The organism is Desulfotomaculum defluvii (assembly GCF_054657375.1).
In genome coordinates this window covers 1,655,205-1,671,444 of record NZ_BAAHYV010000007.1, presented here as the reverse complement: position 1 = coordinate 1,671,444, position 16,240 = coordinate 1,655,205, and the positions used below count along the sequence as shown (strand labels likewise).

The 16,240-nt window shown below is 40.1% G+C and carries 12 protein-coding genes; all 12 read left to right on the top strand.

The genetic code is table 11. The features are described from left to right. The first annotated feature begins 2 nt into the window (after positions 1 to 2). Positions 3 to 545: an RNA polymerase sigma factor gene (locus ACYQ03_RS15145; RefSeq protein WP_459910758.1), complete on the top strand. Its 543-nt coding sequence runs from the start codon at positions 3 to 5 to the stop codon at positions 543 to 545. A 26-nt stretch (positions 546 to 571) separates the two neighbouring features. Then, positions 572 to 868, top strand: coding sequence for a hypothetical protein (locus ACYQ03_RS15140; RefSeq protein ID WP_459910757.1), 297 nt, complete (start codon positions 572 to 574; stop codon positions 866 to 868). A 408-nt stretch (positions 869 to 1,276) separates the two neighbouring features. Further along, the gene (locus ACYQ03_RS15135; RefSeq protein ID WP_459910756.1) at positions 1,277 to 1,981 is read left to right on the top strand and encodes a GNAT family N-acetyltransferase; all 705 of its coding nucleotides are present in this window, start codon (positions 1,277 to 1,279) and stop codon (positions 1,979 to 1,981) included. Position 1,982: 1 nt separating this feature from the next. Further along, positions 1,983 to 3,158 carry an ABC transporter substrate-binding protein gene (locus ACYQ03_RS15130; protein ID WP_459910755.1) on the top strand — a complete coding sequence of 392 codons (1,176 nt, stop codon included), beginning with the start codon at positions 1,983 to 1,985 and terminating at the stop codon, positions 3,156 to 3,158. A 117-nt stretch (positions 3,159 to 3,275) separates the two neighbouring features. Beyond that, positions 3,276 to 3,581, top strand: coding sequence for a Nif11-like leader peptide family RiPP precursor (locus tag ACYQ03_RS15125; protein WP_459910754.1), 306 nt, complete (start codon positions 3,276 to 3,278; stop codon positions 3,579 to 3,581). A gap of 59 nt (positions 3,582 to 3,640) precedes the next feature. Further along, positions 3,641 to 3,946 carry a Nif11-like leader peptide family RiPP precursor gene (locus tag ACYQ03_RS15120; protein ID WP_459910753.1) on the top strand — a complete coding sequence of 102 codons (306 nt, stop codon included), beginning with the start codon at positions 3,641 to 3,643 and terminating at the stop codon, positions 3,944 to 3,946. Between the two features lie 117 nt (positions 3,947 to 4,063). Further along, on the top strand, positions 4,064 to 4,993 hold the full coding sequence (locus ACYQ03_RS15115) for a class I SAM-dependent methyltransferase (RefSeq protein WP_459910752.1): 930 nt from the start codon (positions 4,064 to 4,066) through the stop codon (positions 4,991 to 4,993). Positions 4,994 to 4,999: 6 nt separating this feature from the next. After that, positions 5,000 to 6,844: a YcaO-like family protein gene (locus ACYQ03_RS15110; protein ID WP_459910751.1), complete on the top strand. Its 1,845-nt coding sequence runs from the start codon at positions 5,000 to 5,002 to the stop codon at positions 6,842 to 6,844. Continuing rightward, complete coding sequence (locus ACYQ03_RS15105) at positions 6,844 to 8,751, top strand: YcaO-like family protein (RefSeq protein ID WP_459910750.1); 1,908 nt, start codon at positions 6,844 to 6,846, stop codon at positions 8,749 to 8,751. The genes ACYQ03_RS15110 and ACYQ03_RS15105 overlap by 1 nt, the downstream gene beginning before the upstream one ends. Before the next feature lie 58 nt (positions 8,752 to 8,809). After that, entirely contained in the window at positions 8,810 to 10,810 is a 2,001-nt protein-coding gene (locus tag ACYQ03_RS15100; RefSeq protein ID WP_459910749.1) for a RiPP maturation radical SAM C-methyltransferase, read from the top strand. 19 nt (positions 10,811 to 10,829) lie between these two features. After that, a complete protein-coding gene (lanM, locus tag ACYQ03_RS15095; protein ID WP_459910748.1) occupies positions 10,830 to 13,874 on the top strand; it encodes a type 2 lanthipeptide synthetase LanM in 3,045 nt (1,014 codons plus the stop codon). 189 nt (positions 13,875 to 14,063) lie between these two features. Further along, positions 14,064 to 16,172, top strand: a complete 2,109-nt coding sequence (recQ, locus tag ACYQ03_RS15090) for a DNA helicase RecQ (RefSeq protein WP_459910747.1) — start codon at positions 14,064 to 14,066, stop codon at positions 16,170 to 16,172. Positions 16,173 to 16,240: the final 68 nt, after the last annotated feature.

Genomic DNA, 16,240 nt, shown 5'->3' with positions numbered 1-16,240 from the left:
AATTGAGTTTCAACAGTACCCCTGTGCAAAAAGTACAATCTGATGTACGTGATGTTTTTTCAGAAATATATAGTACATATTTTCCAAGGCTTTATAAATACATCCTTTATAGAGTGGGTGAAATCAACACAGCAGAGGACCTAGTTAGTGAAGTCTTTGAAAAAGCATTGGATAAATTCAATACATACAATCCAGATAAAGGTAAGTTGAGTACGTGGCTGTTTACCATAGCTAACAATACCGTAGTTAATTATTTTAGAAAGAATAATCATTATACAGAGCCAATCGACTTTGAAAAACTGGAATCAAAATACCGGCTGGAGGACTTGATTATTGACAAGGAATTAAAAGAAGTTCTCTTCAAGGCAATTATGTATCTGGATGACAGGCAGAGAAATATAATCGCCCTTAAATTTGGAGCTTGTCTAACCAACCGGCAAATTGCCCAGATGATGAACATAACAGAAAGTAATGTCGGAACAATTATCTTCAGGTCCTTAAAAAAATTAAAGGACGTTTTAAAGGAGCATGAGGTTATTTATTAAGCAAATTGTGATTAGAGGTGTAACCAATGAACGATAAAAATTCCTTGGAGTCATTCATTTCAGATATAGACAAAATTGTATTCGGGGAGTCAAACGTTCTGTTTGAGTGCGAGCATGGTGATGTTGAGTACAAAGAATTATTATTCCTTGCTCAGGTGCTAGTGAAAGCAGATTATTCCCAGGAAAGCCAGGGACTGGTAAAAAAGGTCATATCTAAAATGCAGAAAAACGGCGAAATGGAAGACGATGAACTGGATATGGTTGCTGGTGGGATAAATATAAACATAATATCAGATGAAAAAGGAAAAAAAGCTGGCATATAACTAGAAGAAGTATTTTTCACTTAGAGCTGATGTGTTTTTTGATTAACAAAAAAGATGCAAAAAGAGTGTGATACCTTTTAGTTTTGAGTGTATAAGAAAGTAGTTACTTTAATTAATGGTTTAATGCTGTATGTTTAGTTAATAACTGATTCGTGAACCTGGCAGGAGTTTCTGGATATTTAAAAGTTATGGAATCAACAGTTATGACAACTTACGAGCTTAACCAACTGACCAGGCAAAAGGCCGGTGAGAATGAAGAGTTTTGCTTGGTTCTATTAAAGATCCTATTGTGGCACTGTAGTGTTTTGACAAAATCTTGCAATAGCCATCAACTTCGGTATGATTTGTAAAAATTGACCTAGTTGATGGTTTAAATAGATTAAGTTGCTAGACCTTTGAGGTGGCGGAATGATAGAACAGGGAGAAATAATGAATCATCGTGATTTAAGGTTTCACTCCTTCGTAATCAGGATTCTTGATATTAATGATATACCACAGGTAATGGCTTTACAGGATTTTGTGTTAGGTTTATTGAAAAACAGAAGTTTTTGTGTGCCTTTATCTCCAGAAGAACATTATCAGATAATGAGTGGTAATGGGGAAACTTTAGGATTGTTTATTGGGGAAAAATTATATGCTGTATGTTCGATTTTGTTTCCTGGTCATCGTGTGGATAATATGGCACGGCAACTTGATTTCAGTGAAGAAGAATTGTTTCGTGTGGCACAGCTAGAATTGTCCATAGTTCACCCCGATTTGCGGGGAAATAACTTACAAAAAAAGATGGCAGAAAAGTTAGCCAGTCGAGCACAAAAGAATTACAGATATTTATTTACAACAGTTTCACCCTATAACTATCCTAGCATAAAAACTGTTACATCAATGGGTTTGAATATTGCCAAGTTGTGTAATATGTATTATCAATGGGATAGGTATATTGTGTATAAGGATATTATTAAGCCGTTAGAATTGGAAAAAAGCAACGTTATTCATGTGCCTAACACTTCTTTTAAAGAACAGCAGCAATTATTTGACCAAGGTTATGTTGGATTTTCTCAGTTCAAGGATGAAGAAGGAATTAAAATAATATTTGCTAAAAAATTGAGGGGCTAAATTGAAAAAGGTAGTAATAATTTTTTTAATTGTAATTAGTTTGATAACTATAAATTATAATGGCTTAACTAACCTTAGTCTTTCCTATGCCAAAGGGGGAGACAATGGTCTTACTCCTATTGCCAGCAAAGAGGGCACCAGGTGGCGAGTAGGTTATTGTGAGAGTGAGGAGTTTATTACATACTCTAAAACTCTGGTGGGAATTGTAAATGGTTTATATGAACAGGGTTGGATCACCAATCTTGAAGGGTTTGATCTGGTCAGCAAAAGTAATGATGCCAAGAAAATTTGGCAGTGGCTGGCCACCAGGGATGTTAGTCCATATATTGAATTCGTCAACGATGCCTTTTATAACTTGAAAAGTAGTAATAATGATACAGATATTATTAAACGTTTAAATATGCAGAATGATTTAGATCTTATGGTAGTGATGGGAACGGAGGCGGGTGTTGTATTAGGCAACGAAAGACACAATACCAATATTTTTGTCTTTGCCTCCTCTAATGCTGTGCGGGCTGGAATTATTGATTCAGTGGAAGATTCAGGGCGAGATAACGTGTGGGCCCATATGGATATAAATCGCTTTGAGCGCCAGCTCAATGTATTCTACGATGTCATAAAATTCAAAAAAATGGGTATGGTTTACGAGGATTCAGATATAGCTAGGGTTTACTCTGCGGTAAATGAGGTTGAAGCCCTTGCGGCAGAAAAAGGCTTTGAAATAGTACGTTATTATGTTGATGAACCAAGAACGCCAGAGGATTACCAACGATACTATCAGGAGGTTCAGGAAGCCTATGATAAGCTGGCGAACCAGGTAGATGCAATGTTTGTTACTGTTGCTTCGCTGGAAAGTCAGAAGCTGCCACAGTTATTTACACCCTTTTATGAACAGCAAGTAGCAATTTTCTCCCAGTTAGGAAATGTGGAAGTTGAAAATGGGGCACTGATGACGGTATCAGTAATGGATGAATTAAACGTAGGTCGTTTCGGAGCTGACAATATAATCAAATGTCTTAGGGGGGCCAAACCTCGAGAATTAACCCAGACATTTCAGTCTGCACCAAGAATTGCATTTAATACCAAGGTTGCAGAGAAAATAGGTTTTAAAATACCCTTTGAGTTAATTATGGTGACCGACGAAGTTTACCGGAAAATTCCAGAGCGGGAAAATTAGAATAATATTTTGTAGTATGTGCTATTTTTTTTATTTGATCAGTTATAAAGAGATAATTAACATGCAGGTCAAAAGGCCGAAAGGTCTGTTGATAATAAAAATAAGGGGGTTATGGATATGACGGAGTCAATGAAAAGCTTTATTGAAAAGCTAGGAAAGGATGAGGCTTTGCAGGATAAGCTAAAGGCTTGCAAGAGCCCAGAGGAGGCCTTTGAGGTTGCTAAAGGCGTGGTTGACGGATTAAGCTTTGATGATTTTACAGCTACCATGAAGAAGATCAACGAATCAATTGCGAAAAATCAAGGCGAACTATCCGATGATGACCTGGAGCAAGTGGCAGGAGGCTGGAGCGATAGTGATACAGCCACCATTGTTGCCGCTACAATTGGTGCAGCAGGACCTGCGGCTGCAGCTGCTGTATAGTGAATTAAAGGTAAGTCAGCTTTAAGGTCTGTTGATAAAAAAATAAGGGGGTTATGGATGTGACAGAGGCAATGAAAAGCTTTGTTGAAAAGCTAGGGAAGGATGAGGCATTGCAGGATAAGCTAAAGGCTTGCAAGAGCCCAGAGGAGGCCTTTGAGGTTGCTAAAGGTACGGTTGAAGGATTAAGCTTTGATGATTTTACTGCCACCATGAAAAAGCTGTCCGAGTCAATTTCGAAAACCCCGGGCGAACTTTCCGATACGGACCTAGAGCAAGTGGCAGGTGGCTGGAGTGATAGTGATACGGTCACTGTTGCTACCGCTACTGTTCAGGCGGCAGCACCGGCAGCTGCATCGGCCATATAGTGACGGGGTATTCCTATTTAAAAAGCCGGAATGAAGGGCAGAGTCGGCGAAAGCCGAAACTGCCCACTTCGGGTAGCAATATGGTTACTAATTTAATATCATAAGGCGGATTTTAATATGCTCTGGTCAAAATATTTTCAAAACCCTACTTATATGGAAATGACAAGAAAAACATTATTGAGTGAAGACCTAAGGCCTTTAATTATAAAATATTGCGGGATTAGACAAGGGATGAAACTGTTGGATGTAGGCTGTGGTACAGGCTGTTTTACCCGTTATCTAGCCGAGGGTCTAGAAAACATAAAAATTTCCGGCATCGATAACGATGCTTTATTTATTCAGCAAGCCAGGTTGGCGGCTCAAGACAAAGATATGGCAGATAGGCTTGAATTTATTGTTGGCGATGCCTGTGGACTTCCCTTTTCTGGAAATAGCTTTGATGCGGTGGTAAGTCATACTTTTTTTACAAGTGTAGAAGACCCGAAAAAGGCCTTAGCTGAGATGATGCGGGTAACCAGACCTGGAGGAATAATCATATCCATCACTGCCATGTCCTTTGTTAACCAGACCTGGCATAAGGGCTATTATCCTGTTGAGTGTACCTGGCAAAAAGAATTACTTCAGTTGGAAACAAAAGTATGGCATATGTACCAGTCAATTAATCCTCTGGCAAATTATACTCGGGGGATACCTACATCTGAAATCCCCCACTTCTTTGCTGAAGCAGGTTTGAACAACGTGTGTTTGTATCCTATCGGCAAGGTTTTCTCCCTAAGTAATGCGGCTATGGCTGCAACTGAAAAGCAGGAATATATTATTGGCATGTATGAAGCCGAAAGACAAAAACTGTTGAATTATATGGAGCTTGAGGAGACAGGTAAATATATTAGCAGCGAAGAGTGTGACCAGTATCTGAGTCTTCTGCTTACCAAGCGAGACTATCTGCTCCAGAATATCGGAGAAAACCTGATCTGGGAATGGCACGGAGGAGCAAATGTGTTGGTGACAGGAGAAAAACAACAAGAAAAAATATTACCAAAAGAGTGACAATAAATGGATAATTTGAAATATGACAGGTTCAAAGATGCCTTACCAGTAGATACAGTCCAGAAAATCAGAAATATCCTCTACGGGATGGGTATTCTAACCGTTGACGACTGGATTGACACCGGGATTAAAGGTTGTCATGCCCTAAGAGTTGCAATTGCTGGTACATGCATAGGTACCAATGGTAAAGGTACCGATCCGGCTTATGCAATGGCCAGTGCTTATGCAGAGTTTATTGAACGTATGCAGAATAAGATTCTGTATATTGGTGGCTTAAGTGATACAGCCATAACTCATGCGGGCTTTCTGGTTGCCCCTGATGAAAGATATTTTTCTTATCATGAAATAGCAGAAATGGACAACGCTCTGTTGAATCACGTCCTAGCCATGAGTATAGGTCCCATTCCTGAAATTAAAACTAGCAACAAGCTGGAGTGCATAAAAAGCTGGACCGTGTTTAATCCGCCGGGCCATCCCTCCAGCGCCATTACAGTCCCCTTTTACAGTATTAAAAAAAGAAACACCCAATATCTATTGTATGACATGTATTCTTCTATTTATGGCAGCAATGGGATGTGTGCGGGTAATACCCCCGAGGAAGCCCTAGTACAGGGGCTATCGGAAATTATTGAACGTAATGTAAACAAAAAGCTGATTACAGATCGGATAACTCCGCCAACTATACCAGAGAGTTACCTAATGAACTATCCCCGCTTATACAAAATCCTTCAGGCTATTCAACAAAGTGGACGTTACAAGGTTGTGGTAAAGGATTGTTCCTTAGGGGGAAAATACCCTGTGGTAGGAACCATGATCATAGATAGCCGCAAAGGAACCTTTGGCATGAAGCTCGGAGTCCACCCATCATTCCAGATCGCCCTAGAGAGGACAATTACTGAAGCCTTCCAGGGCCAAAACATTGAGAGTTTTATCCAAAGCTGCGGTATAGGCTTTGAAGATGGCTTCCTTGACAATAGGGAAAATGCTGTTAATATTGCCAAGGTTGGAGTAGGTCAATATCCAGCGGAATTACTTTCAGAAAAATTCAGCTATAAATTTACGCCATATATGGTTGAAACTGTGCAGTTAAACAAAACAATGCTGCAGGGAATGGTTAAGCTTCTGGTTGACCAAGGCTATGACCTGCTGGTCAGAGATGTTTCATTTCTTGGGTTTCCCAGCTATCAGATCATTGTTCCTGGATTCAGTGAATTGTATCCTGTAGACTTACTAAGGACTAAGGAACTTAAAACATACACTGCTGTATCCAAAACTATTGGTAATCTAAACCAAGCTTCAAATGAAGAGTTGGCAAGAATTATAAGATATATTCGCTTTAAAAGATATTCACTGTTGGAAAACCAGATGCACATGATTATAGGGAGACCGCTTGTTAAAGCACTGCCCGGAGGCATTGCCGAAGTTGATTTTCTTATGGCTGTGTGCCTGTACAAACTGGGCAGATGGGATGAGGCCAGTCGGGTTTTCAGGTCGGTGGCAGCTATTCATGCCAGTACCGAAAGTGATCAATATTGCTATTATAACTGCATGGCTGATTATACTAAAGCAAAGTCAACCGGCTTAGGCCAAGAAGAAATAAAGGCTATTCTGCAGCAACTATACCCGTTGGAGATTGCCCAAGGGGTTATCCACCAGTTACATCAGCCGGAGCAGGTATTTGACCGTATTTACCCCAAATTTAGCTGTTGGGATTGCGAAAATTGTCAAGCTAGAGAATACTGTTGCTATAAGGAGATCGAGAAAGTCTACAAGGTGCTGAAGGAAAGGTATGCGGCCAATCCAGTAAAACAGGAGAGTCTGGCTGAAATCTTGAATGACGGAGGTGTATGATGAGCTTTCTATTACAAAACAAGTTCAAAGAAACTCCTCCGTTGGATACAGTTCATAAGATCAGGGATATTTTGCATGGCTTAGGGATCTCTACAATTGATAGGTGGACTGAATCCAAGGTTGACGGGTGTTATTCCTTGAGAGTGGAAATTGCAGGGACAAAAATAGGCCAAAACGGTAAAGGGGCAACGCCTGAGTTCGCCCTGGCCAGTGCGTATGCAGAGTTAATGGAAAGAATTCAAAATGATCTGCTTTATACTGGTGATTATGGCGAAGATGTTTGGAAACACGGTGGTTTTTATTATACACCGGATGAAAGACTTATGAGTATCAAGGAACTGGCAGAAGAGGATAATCCGTGGGTGGATCGACTGCTGGAAATAATCAGGCGAAAGGATGAGCAAATTAAGCCAGGCAGTGGTATGCTCAGCTCACTGACGGCAAGGCTTTTCGACTTTAATGGACCTGCCGATGGAAAATATGAATTACTAAAGCAGTGGAGTTTTTCTCTACCAAAGGGTTGCAGCCATGATTTTGTTGCCATCCCCTTTTACAGCTTGCAGACCGGAGAATTGCTTTATATGCCGATATCTATCCTGCGGGCGGTTTATGGCAGTAACGGGACATGTGCGGGGAATACCCGCGAAGAAGCGTTATTACAGGGGCTGTCAGAACTTTTTGAACGTCATGCCAACATACGTATAATAAATGAAAGATTGACCCCTCCTACCATACCTGAGTGGTATTTGAGTAAATATGAACGTCTTTACAGCATGATACAGCAAATACAAAGTATGGGGCATTACAGGTTGATCATTAAAGACTGCTCACTTGGCAATAAATTGCCAGTCATCGCAGCTATCCTGATTAATCTAGATACTCGCACTTATGTGGTAAAATTTGGTGCTCATCCGGTGTTTGAAATTGCTCTGGAGCGAACCCTTACAGAGATGTTTCAGGGACGGGACATTTCAACTGCAGCTCAAGCGTGCCGTGTTGCTGATGGATTTGAGCATATCGATGGGCCAGATAATTTACATAATATTCTAAAAGTCGCATCGGGACAGTATCCGGAGCAGCTTTTTTATGAAAAGTACAGTTATGAATTCTTTCCCTTTGATGACCATACTGGGAGAACCATTAATGAGCTTCTGGAGTATGTAGTTAACCAATTAGTAAACCAAGGCTATGAAATAATGATCCGTGATGTTTCATATCTGGGCTTTTACAGCTTTCAGATAATTGTGCCGGGCTACAGCGAAATTTATAATTTTGGTAGCCAGAGGTTAAGAGAAAAACGTACTTCGGATGCTATTAAAAGTATTATCAGAAAGCTGCCCGAAGCCTCTGACGAAGACGTGGAAAAGTTGATCAGATATATGTCCTATAAAAGCAATTGGGTTCTTGAAAATAGCCTAGAGTATAGTGCCGGATTGCCGTTAAGGCCGGAATCTCCCGGCAATCAATTGGCCTGGGACTTTTTACTTGCCGCTTGTTATTACAAGTTAGGCAGATTTAATGAAGCGTATAGGGGATTCCGGTACGTTGCAACGAATATGCAGAACATTAAAGATGCTCATGGGGCTTATTATGCCTGCCTGAGGGATTATACTGGTGCGTTAGTAAAGGGCATTAAGCATGAGGAAATTGCGGGTTTTTTAAATAAATTTTATGCCCGCGATATTTTGAATCAGGTAGTTAGTCATGCCGGGGTACCCGACAAAATTCTAAAGTTTCACTATCCATCCCTCGATTGTTTTAATTGCCAAACATGTGATATTAAAAACCGCTGTTCCTATGAGGTGATAAAGAAGATGCGGCTGAGGTTAAAGGAAAAGCAGCTAGAAAATCGGATAGACCAACAAAAACAGGCTGCTGATAATTTTGTCAGGTGTCGGACAAGTTGAACCCACAGAGGATGGCGGTTTACTTAAAGTATATAAGTAAAGGGATAGGGGGATTAAGGTGCCGGATGTATGTATAGTTTCAATGCCGTACGATTTACTGCATATGCCTTCCGTAGGTATTGGGCAGTTGGTTTCGGCAGCAAAGGGAAGGGGAATAGATGCCAAGGCAGTTTATGCAAAGTTTTGGTTTGCAGAAAAAATTGGTGTTAAAAATTATAATATCATTTGTCATTTGTTAAGTCCGGCCAGTCTTTTGGCCGAGTGGACTTTTTCAGGGCCCGCTTTTCCCGACTTTTACGTTGATGATAACCAATATCTTGCCCTAGCAGTATCATCATATCATGAAAAGGATTTTATTGACATTATCCTAAATAAATTTAGTGAACATAAAAATATTGACCAATTCATGCAGGAAATGAGAACAGAAGCCAGCGCTTTTATCAATGAGGCGGCCGCCAGGATACTGGATATGAAGCCCAAAATCGTTGGCTGCAGCTCAATGTTTCAACAGCACTGTTCTTCACTTGCACTGCTGAGGAGACTGAAGGAATTGAACCCGGAAATTGTAACGATTATGGGAGGGGCAAATTGTGAAGGGGTTATGGGACAAACAACATTAAGATGTTTTCCTTGGCTAGATTTTGTCATGTCGGGTGAAGCAGACTTGAGTTTTCCTGACTTTTGCGAGAAGATATTGGCCAACGGAACTGCTGTAAATCAGGAGGATTTGCCCTATGGGATGCTTTCTCGAGAGTATGTGCATACATTAAAGTATAACGATACAACATGTCCTGTGGCGTCGATAGATGATTTGGACCTTGTCCCCGTACCCGATTATGTAGACTACTTTGATGAATTTGAAAAATATTCGGGTAAGGAAAGCTTAACGCCTGCTTTAATGTTTGAGACGTCAAGGGGATGCTGGTGGGGTCAAAGGCATAAGTGTAGTTTTTGCGGACTCAACGGGAAAAATGTTAAGTTCAGAAGGAAATCGGTAGACAGAGTAATTGATGAGATTGCTGTGTTGTCAGAAAAGTATTCGCAGCACAGGTTTTTTGCTTCGGACAACATTTTGGATATGAATCATTTTAAAGAGCTTTTACCCCGCATATCCGAAACCCAGCCGTCAAAAAATACATTTTTCTTTGAAACCAAAGCCAATCTAAATGAACAACAAGTTGTGGCTCTGAAAAGAGCTGGCATTACCTGGATTCAGCCGGGCATTGAAAGTCTTAATGACAATTCGTTGAGACTGATGAACAAGGGTAATTTTGCAGTTGGAAATATTGCTTTGCTGAAATTTGCTATAGAAAATGGCATCAAAGTGTCGTGGAATTACCTTATTGGTATACCGGGGGAGGATGATGCCTGGAATGATGAAACATCCCAGTGGCTTCCGTTGATTTATCATCTTGAACCACCTGGTAGTGTAAGCAAAATAAGATTTGACCGCTTTAGCTCCTATTACAACCATCAGGAGAAGTATGGGCTAAAGTTGTCACCATATAAAACATATGCCTACATTTATCCGATCGACAGTTGTGAAATTGAAAATTTAGCCTGTTTTTTTGAGGACTATAGATTGGAGGAACGAGGTGCAGGACCGGGAGCACAGCGTATCAAGTCCTGTTTTAATAAGTGGAATAAAGTATTCTATTCAGGTTGGGGTTCAGACTTAAGTGGTGGACTACCATCCGCCAATAAGAATGATAGCAGACCGCAGCTAATCATGTCTGAATTGGCAGATATGACCATCATTACAGATACCAGGGATTGTGCCTGCCAAAATCAATACTACCTTGAAGGTCTTGAACACAAAGTGCTTCAATTTTGCAGGCAGCCTAGGCTGGCAGTCAAGTTACTAGAAAGTTTCAACGGATATTACGGCCTGGATATAACAGCCTTGGAATTGGATGATATTATAGATAAACTTAAAAAATGGAAACTGGTATTGGTACTGGGTGGTTGGGTGTTGAGCCTGGTAACTAAAGAAACAGTTTATAATAGAAAAAGGGATAGCAAACCCATTCCAGCCTTTGCTTGGCTTAAGGACATTTGATATGGAGATATATGGGTATGTGCAAGACATAGCTCAGAAGTCTCAAACATTATATGAAAGACTTGGCTTTGCCTCTACAAATAATACACTTTTGATGGACATGGAAAAAGCAGAGCGAAGGCTGAAGCAATGGAGAGATTTTGCGGCTGCCAGTGATAACTTGGTCTTTGCTAAAAGGTTAGCCTGGGATGGCATAGATGAAGAAACGGCGCTACAGCTAATGACAGATAAAATACCTGGGCAAGAGCACCAGGAAAATCCGTGGATGACGCTGCTTAAGGAGGTACTGGGGCAGGTTGGTTGTGTCACTGCCGAAGAACTTCGCAAAAGTCCTCATGCCTTTAACGATCAAAGTCATCCCTTTGCAGAAATACATCTGCTCTTTGTCAATATAGGTATTAGGCAACTTTATTCGCGCTGTATGAAATTAAATGATCTGCTTACCCCTCAAGCTTTAACCAGTCTTGTGCGTTTTCTTATGCTACGGCTTAGCTTTATTTCGGTTGATGTTTTACAGGCAGAGATGGAGCGCAGGAATATCAAATACCCTTCCTTTATTGATGCTCTACTTAAAGGAGAAATATTTATAGTATTCGGGAAATATACTGTAATCGCCAGACTGATGTCTCAATTTACATTATTCTGGATTGAGTCTTCGGCTCAACTCCTGAACGCACTTGCTGACGATATGGAGCTTATCAGTGAGACCTTTGGGGGACAACGACATCTGGGCAGAGTAAATAAAATTGAATGTGGTTTGTCTGATCCCCATAACGGAGGACGAAGCGTAGTTAAACTGGAATTTGAAAACAAACTTAAGCTAATTTTCAAACCGCGGGATCTGGGGATAGAGGAGAGCTTCTTTCAATTTGCCAGGGAAATGAATGTATTAGAGAATGAGGATATGTTTTGGGTATTAAAAATCTTGAACAAAGGAAAGCATGGTTGGGTTGAATACTGCCAACAGCTTCCGTGCAGTAATGAATGCGAAGTAGCCAACTATTATAGGCACAGTGGTATGCTGCTTTGTATTATGTACCTTTTGGCCGGCAGTGATTTTCATCATGAAAATATAATTGCCCAAGGAGAATATCCGATTCCTGTGGACCTTGAAGTAATGCTTCAACCGCCGTCCCAACATGAAAAAATAAACTCTGGAGAGTATAGTGTGCTTAGAACATTACTTTTACCGGTTCAGTTTTTTCAGGGACAAGGTGGTTATTTTTCTCTTGAGGGCCTGGGGTACAGCCATAATGGAGAGCCAGCTAATGCAAGGTCCACCAATAGGGCTTTGGTCTATCTTGATGGCAAGCAGATAAATCCCCAAGATTATTTAAAGGATATCGAGGAGGGCTTTAAAAAGGCTTACACAGCGATATTGCGTCATAGGGATAAGCTTCTTTCGACATCAGGACCATTAAGTGTGTTTGAAAATAAAAAAGTTAGGTATGTATTTAGAAAAACGGAATTATATTTAACTATTCTCTATAATTCACTACGGTCACATTATCTGGAAACTGGTATATTACGAAGTATAAGGCTTGATAAAATTTGTAGACCTTTGGTGGCTTGTGGTGCAAAGCCTGCCCATTGGGGTATTATCCGGTCAGAACACGAAGCCTTTGACAGGGGTGATATCCCTATATTTTATATCAACACCTGCGGTACGCATCTGGAAAATGAAAAAGGCCACGCCTTAGAGGGGTTTTTTACGGAAACTCCCATGGCAAACCTGAGATCTAGAATTTCCGGCATGAGTAATGATGACATGATCAAGCAGTGCGGGCTGATTAGGGAATCTTTTAGGTTGAAGGAAGCAATCACCCAAGACATAAAGAAGCAGGTAAAAGAACCTACAATGGATAGAAAACAGCGTGCTTGTATGATGCACCGGGAACAGTTACTGAGTTTGGTACAGTCCATAGCCAATTACATTTGTGACAGGGCCATAGTAACTGAAGGAAGTATGAACTGGTTGAATCCAGTTGCCGGGTTTAACAGGTGCATAGAATTGAATATTATGAAAGATAACTTGTATAGCGGTAAGGCTGGTATATGCCTTTTTTTATCTGCTTGCCGCAAGATATTGGGTGATAAAGCATATTTTAGATTTACTCAAACAGAGCTTGTTGACGAGATGACAAGAACTGCGGAACGGATACAAAAAGAAGACTCAAGAATCGAGCGTCTAGGAGCGGGAAATGGAATTGGCGGAATTATTTATGCACTTGTCAAGGTGTGGGAATTCACCGCCGATGAATCAATATTGAGCAAGGCATTGCAAATATCCCGTGCTATCAGTGATCAATTGATTGCAAAGGATACTGAGTATGATGTGATTAGCGGTTCCTCAGGTGCCATTCTTGGTCTGTTGGCCCTATATGAGGCATATCCCGCTAAAGAGGTTTTACAGCGTGCCATAAATTGTTCAGAGCACCTGTTGCGATGCAGAATCAAAGGCCTCAATGGTTTAAAGGCCTGGAAGCCAGCGGGCATGTTTACTCTGGACAACCAGCCAGTTCCGGCTTTTTCCAGAGGAACCTCGGGTATCGCAATGGCACTTAGCAGGCTGTATAGGGTTACAGGACAGGAAAGATATATGGAGAGTGCCCGTGAAGCCCTGTGGTATGAAAATGATGTATTGCAGAACAAAGAGTACGTCTGGCCAGGTCTAAATATCCAAAAACCTGAAATTCAGCTTTCCTGGTGTACGGGAGCTGCAGGGATATGTATAAGCAGGCTCGAAGCTAACGACATCATTGGCGTCGAACGGAGGAACTATGATTTGCAAGCTGCCCTTAGCATGATAAGGTGTGCTGGTGACTTGAGTAGGGACGATCTTTGTTGGGGTAACTTCGGGCTGATCGATGTACTGGTTACCGCATCAGGCAGACTTAAGGATGAGGAGCTTTATAACGAAGCTTTAAAAAGAGCAGCCCGGTATTTTGCAGACCTCAAGGACTCCTATGGTGACCTTTCATTTTTCAATGGGCTTTCCGGTATAGGGTATGTCCTGCTAAGACTTGTCGACCGGCAGTTGCCATCTGTACTTGCCTTTCAATGAGACTTAATTTCATTATTTTAATAACCTTACAGTTGGAAATGACTGTAGGGTTTTATTATTTTTCATTACAAGATAAAATTATGTTTGGGAATTAACATCAGCCGATTAGTCCCGGCAGCAATATAATCATCATTGACAACAAGTATTATAAGGCCCAGAAATGGCTAATGGCTAATGTGAGGTGGTAGAATGTTAAGAAAAGCTGGAGATATATTAAAACAATATTTTGGTTACTCATCCTTTAAAAGTGGCCAAGATAAAATCTTAAATAGTATTCTGCAAGGTAAGGATACCTTGGGGATTATGCCTACAGGTGGAGGAAAATCTATTTGTTATCAGATACCAGCACTAATGTTTCAGGGAACTACCCTTGTTATTTCACCCTTAATATCTCTAATGAAAGATCAAGTAGATGCACTAAAAAGCTTAGGCATTGCAGCTACTTTTATTAATAGTTCTTTAGATAGTGATGAAGTAGAAAAAAGAATCTTAGATACTGGTCGTGGGAAGTACAAACTGCTTTATGTGGCGCCTGAAAGACTAGAAGCTAAAAGATTTATTAATAGCATAAAAACCTTATCCCTTAGTATGTTGGCTGTGGATGAAGCACATTGTGTATCTCAATGGGGACACGATTTTAGACCTAGTTATCTGGCAATTAGTACATTAGTTAAGGAATTAACCACAAGGCCAGTTATTACGGCCTTTACAGCTACAGCTACAGAAGAGGTCACCCAGGATATTGTGCGATTACTAACCCTAAAGGACCCTAACATTTATGTGACAGGGTTTAATCGTGAAAACTTAACTTTCTCTGTTATCAGGGGGGAAAATAAAAAGGATTTTATAGCTGATTATCTAGCTAAAAATAAGGAGCAAGCTGGCATTATTTATGCTGCCACCAGAAAAGAAGTGGACAACCTCCAGCAATGGTTATTACGGAAAGGTTATGCTGTGGGCAAATATCACGCCGGGTTAAAGGATGATGAAAGAACTATCAGTCAGGAAAAATTCTTATACGATGACCTTCAGCTTATGGTGGCCACCAATGCTTTTGGTATGGGCATTGATAAATCAAACGTTCGATACGTAATTCATTATAACATGCCCAAAAACATGGAAGCTTATTATCAAGAAGCAGGCCGTGCAGGGCGTGATGGTGAACCTAGCCAATGTATTTTACTTTATAGTTCACAGGATGTACAAATACAAAAATTTTTGATTGAACAAAATCAAGTATCTCCGGAAAGAAAAGCGAACGAATATAAAAAATTACAAGCCATGGTTGATTATTGCCATACTACCCACTGTTTACGGGGCACTATTTTAAAGTACTTTAATGAAGAAAATATTCCAGAAGAATGTGGTAATTGCAGTAATTGTAATGATAACAGTGAGCTAGTGGATAGAACTGTTGAGAGTCAGAAAGTATTTTCTTGCATTTGGCGTATGCAAGAGCAATATGGTGTTTCTCTAGTGGCAAATGTTCTAAAGGGCTCACAAAATAAAAAAGTAATTCAAAACGGATTTAACCATTTGTCTACTTACGGCTTAATGAAGGAGTGTACCATTAAGGAAATTAGTGATCTTATTCATGTTTTGATTGCTGAGGGATATATTTATTTAACTGAAGGACAATATCCAGTGGTTAAGCTCCAACCTAAGGCTATTCCTGTGTTGAAGGGTCAAACAAAGGTTTTTCAAAGGATTAGGAAAAAAGAAATGGTCAAGGAAGTGGATAATTCCCTCTTTGAACAGCTCCGTAGTTTGAGAAAGAAAATATCTCAACTTAATAATGTGCCACCATACATAATATTTTCTGACAGCACCCTAAGGGAAATGTGCAAGTATTGCCCCAAAAATGAAAAAGAGATGCTGCACATAAAAGGTGTTGGACAGGCCAAATTAGAGCATTTTGGTAAGGAGTTTTTAGATATAATTAGAAGTCATGTTCAGGCAAATGAAAATAATGTATCACAATCTCAACAGCCCGTAAAGAAAAAGGAAACACCCAGTCATGTTGTATCCCTTAATATGTTTAACGAAGGGTTTTCGATAGAAGAAATTGCCAAACAAAGGAACATAAAACCTTTAACTGTACAGGATCATATTGTTCGCTGTGGTACGGAAGAGTACAAAGTTAATTGGGACCAGTTCATACCTAAAGAATCTGAGCAATTAATCTTGCAAAAAATAAAAAGTCTAGGTGCTGAAAAATTAAAGCCAATCAAAGAAGAACTGCCAATGGAAATTGATTATATGGCTATTAAAGCTGTAATCTGTAAATATAATCTGTAAATATAAATCAAAATAACCTAGAATTTATTCAACCTAGATAAGGACAGACATTTGTTAGATATCCCAAG

What these genes read in the sequence shown, in the direction of transcription:
- ACYQ03_RS15135 (WP_459910756.1), top strand. Translation starts at nt 1,277, where the DNA reads ATGATAGAACAGGGAGAAATAATGAATCATCGTGATTTAAGGTTTCAC.
- ACYQ03_RS15140 (WP_459910757.1), top strand. Translation starts at nt 572, where the DNA reads ATGAACGATAAAAATTCCTTGGAGTCATTCATTTCAGATATAGACAAA.
- ACYQ03_RS15110 (WP_459910751.1), top strand. Translation starts at nt 5,000, where the DNA reads ATGGATAATTTGAAATATGACAGGTTCAAAGATGCCTTACCAGTAGAT.
- ACYQ03_RS15115 (WP_459910752.1), top strand. Translation starts at nt 4,064, where the DNA reads ATGCTCTGGTCAAAATATTTTCAAAACCCTACTTATATGGAAATGACA.
- ACYQ03_RS15105 (WP_459910750.1), top strand. Translation starts at nt 6,844, where the DNA reads ATGAGCTTTCTATTACAAAACAAGTTCAAAGAAACTCCTCCGTTGGAT.
- recQ (WP_459910747.1), top strand. Translation starts at nt 14,064, where the DNA reads ATGTTAAGAAAAGCTGGAGATATATTAAAACAATATTTTGGTTACTCA.
- ACYQ03_RS15125 (WP_459910754.1), top strand. Translation starts at nt 3,276, where the DNA reads ATGACGGAGTCAATGAAAAGCTTTATTGAAAAGCTAGGAAAGGATGAG.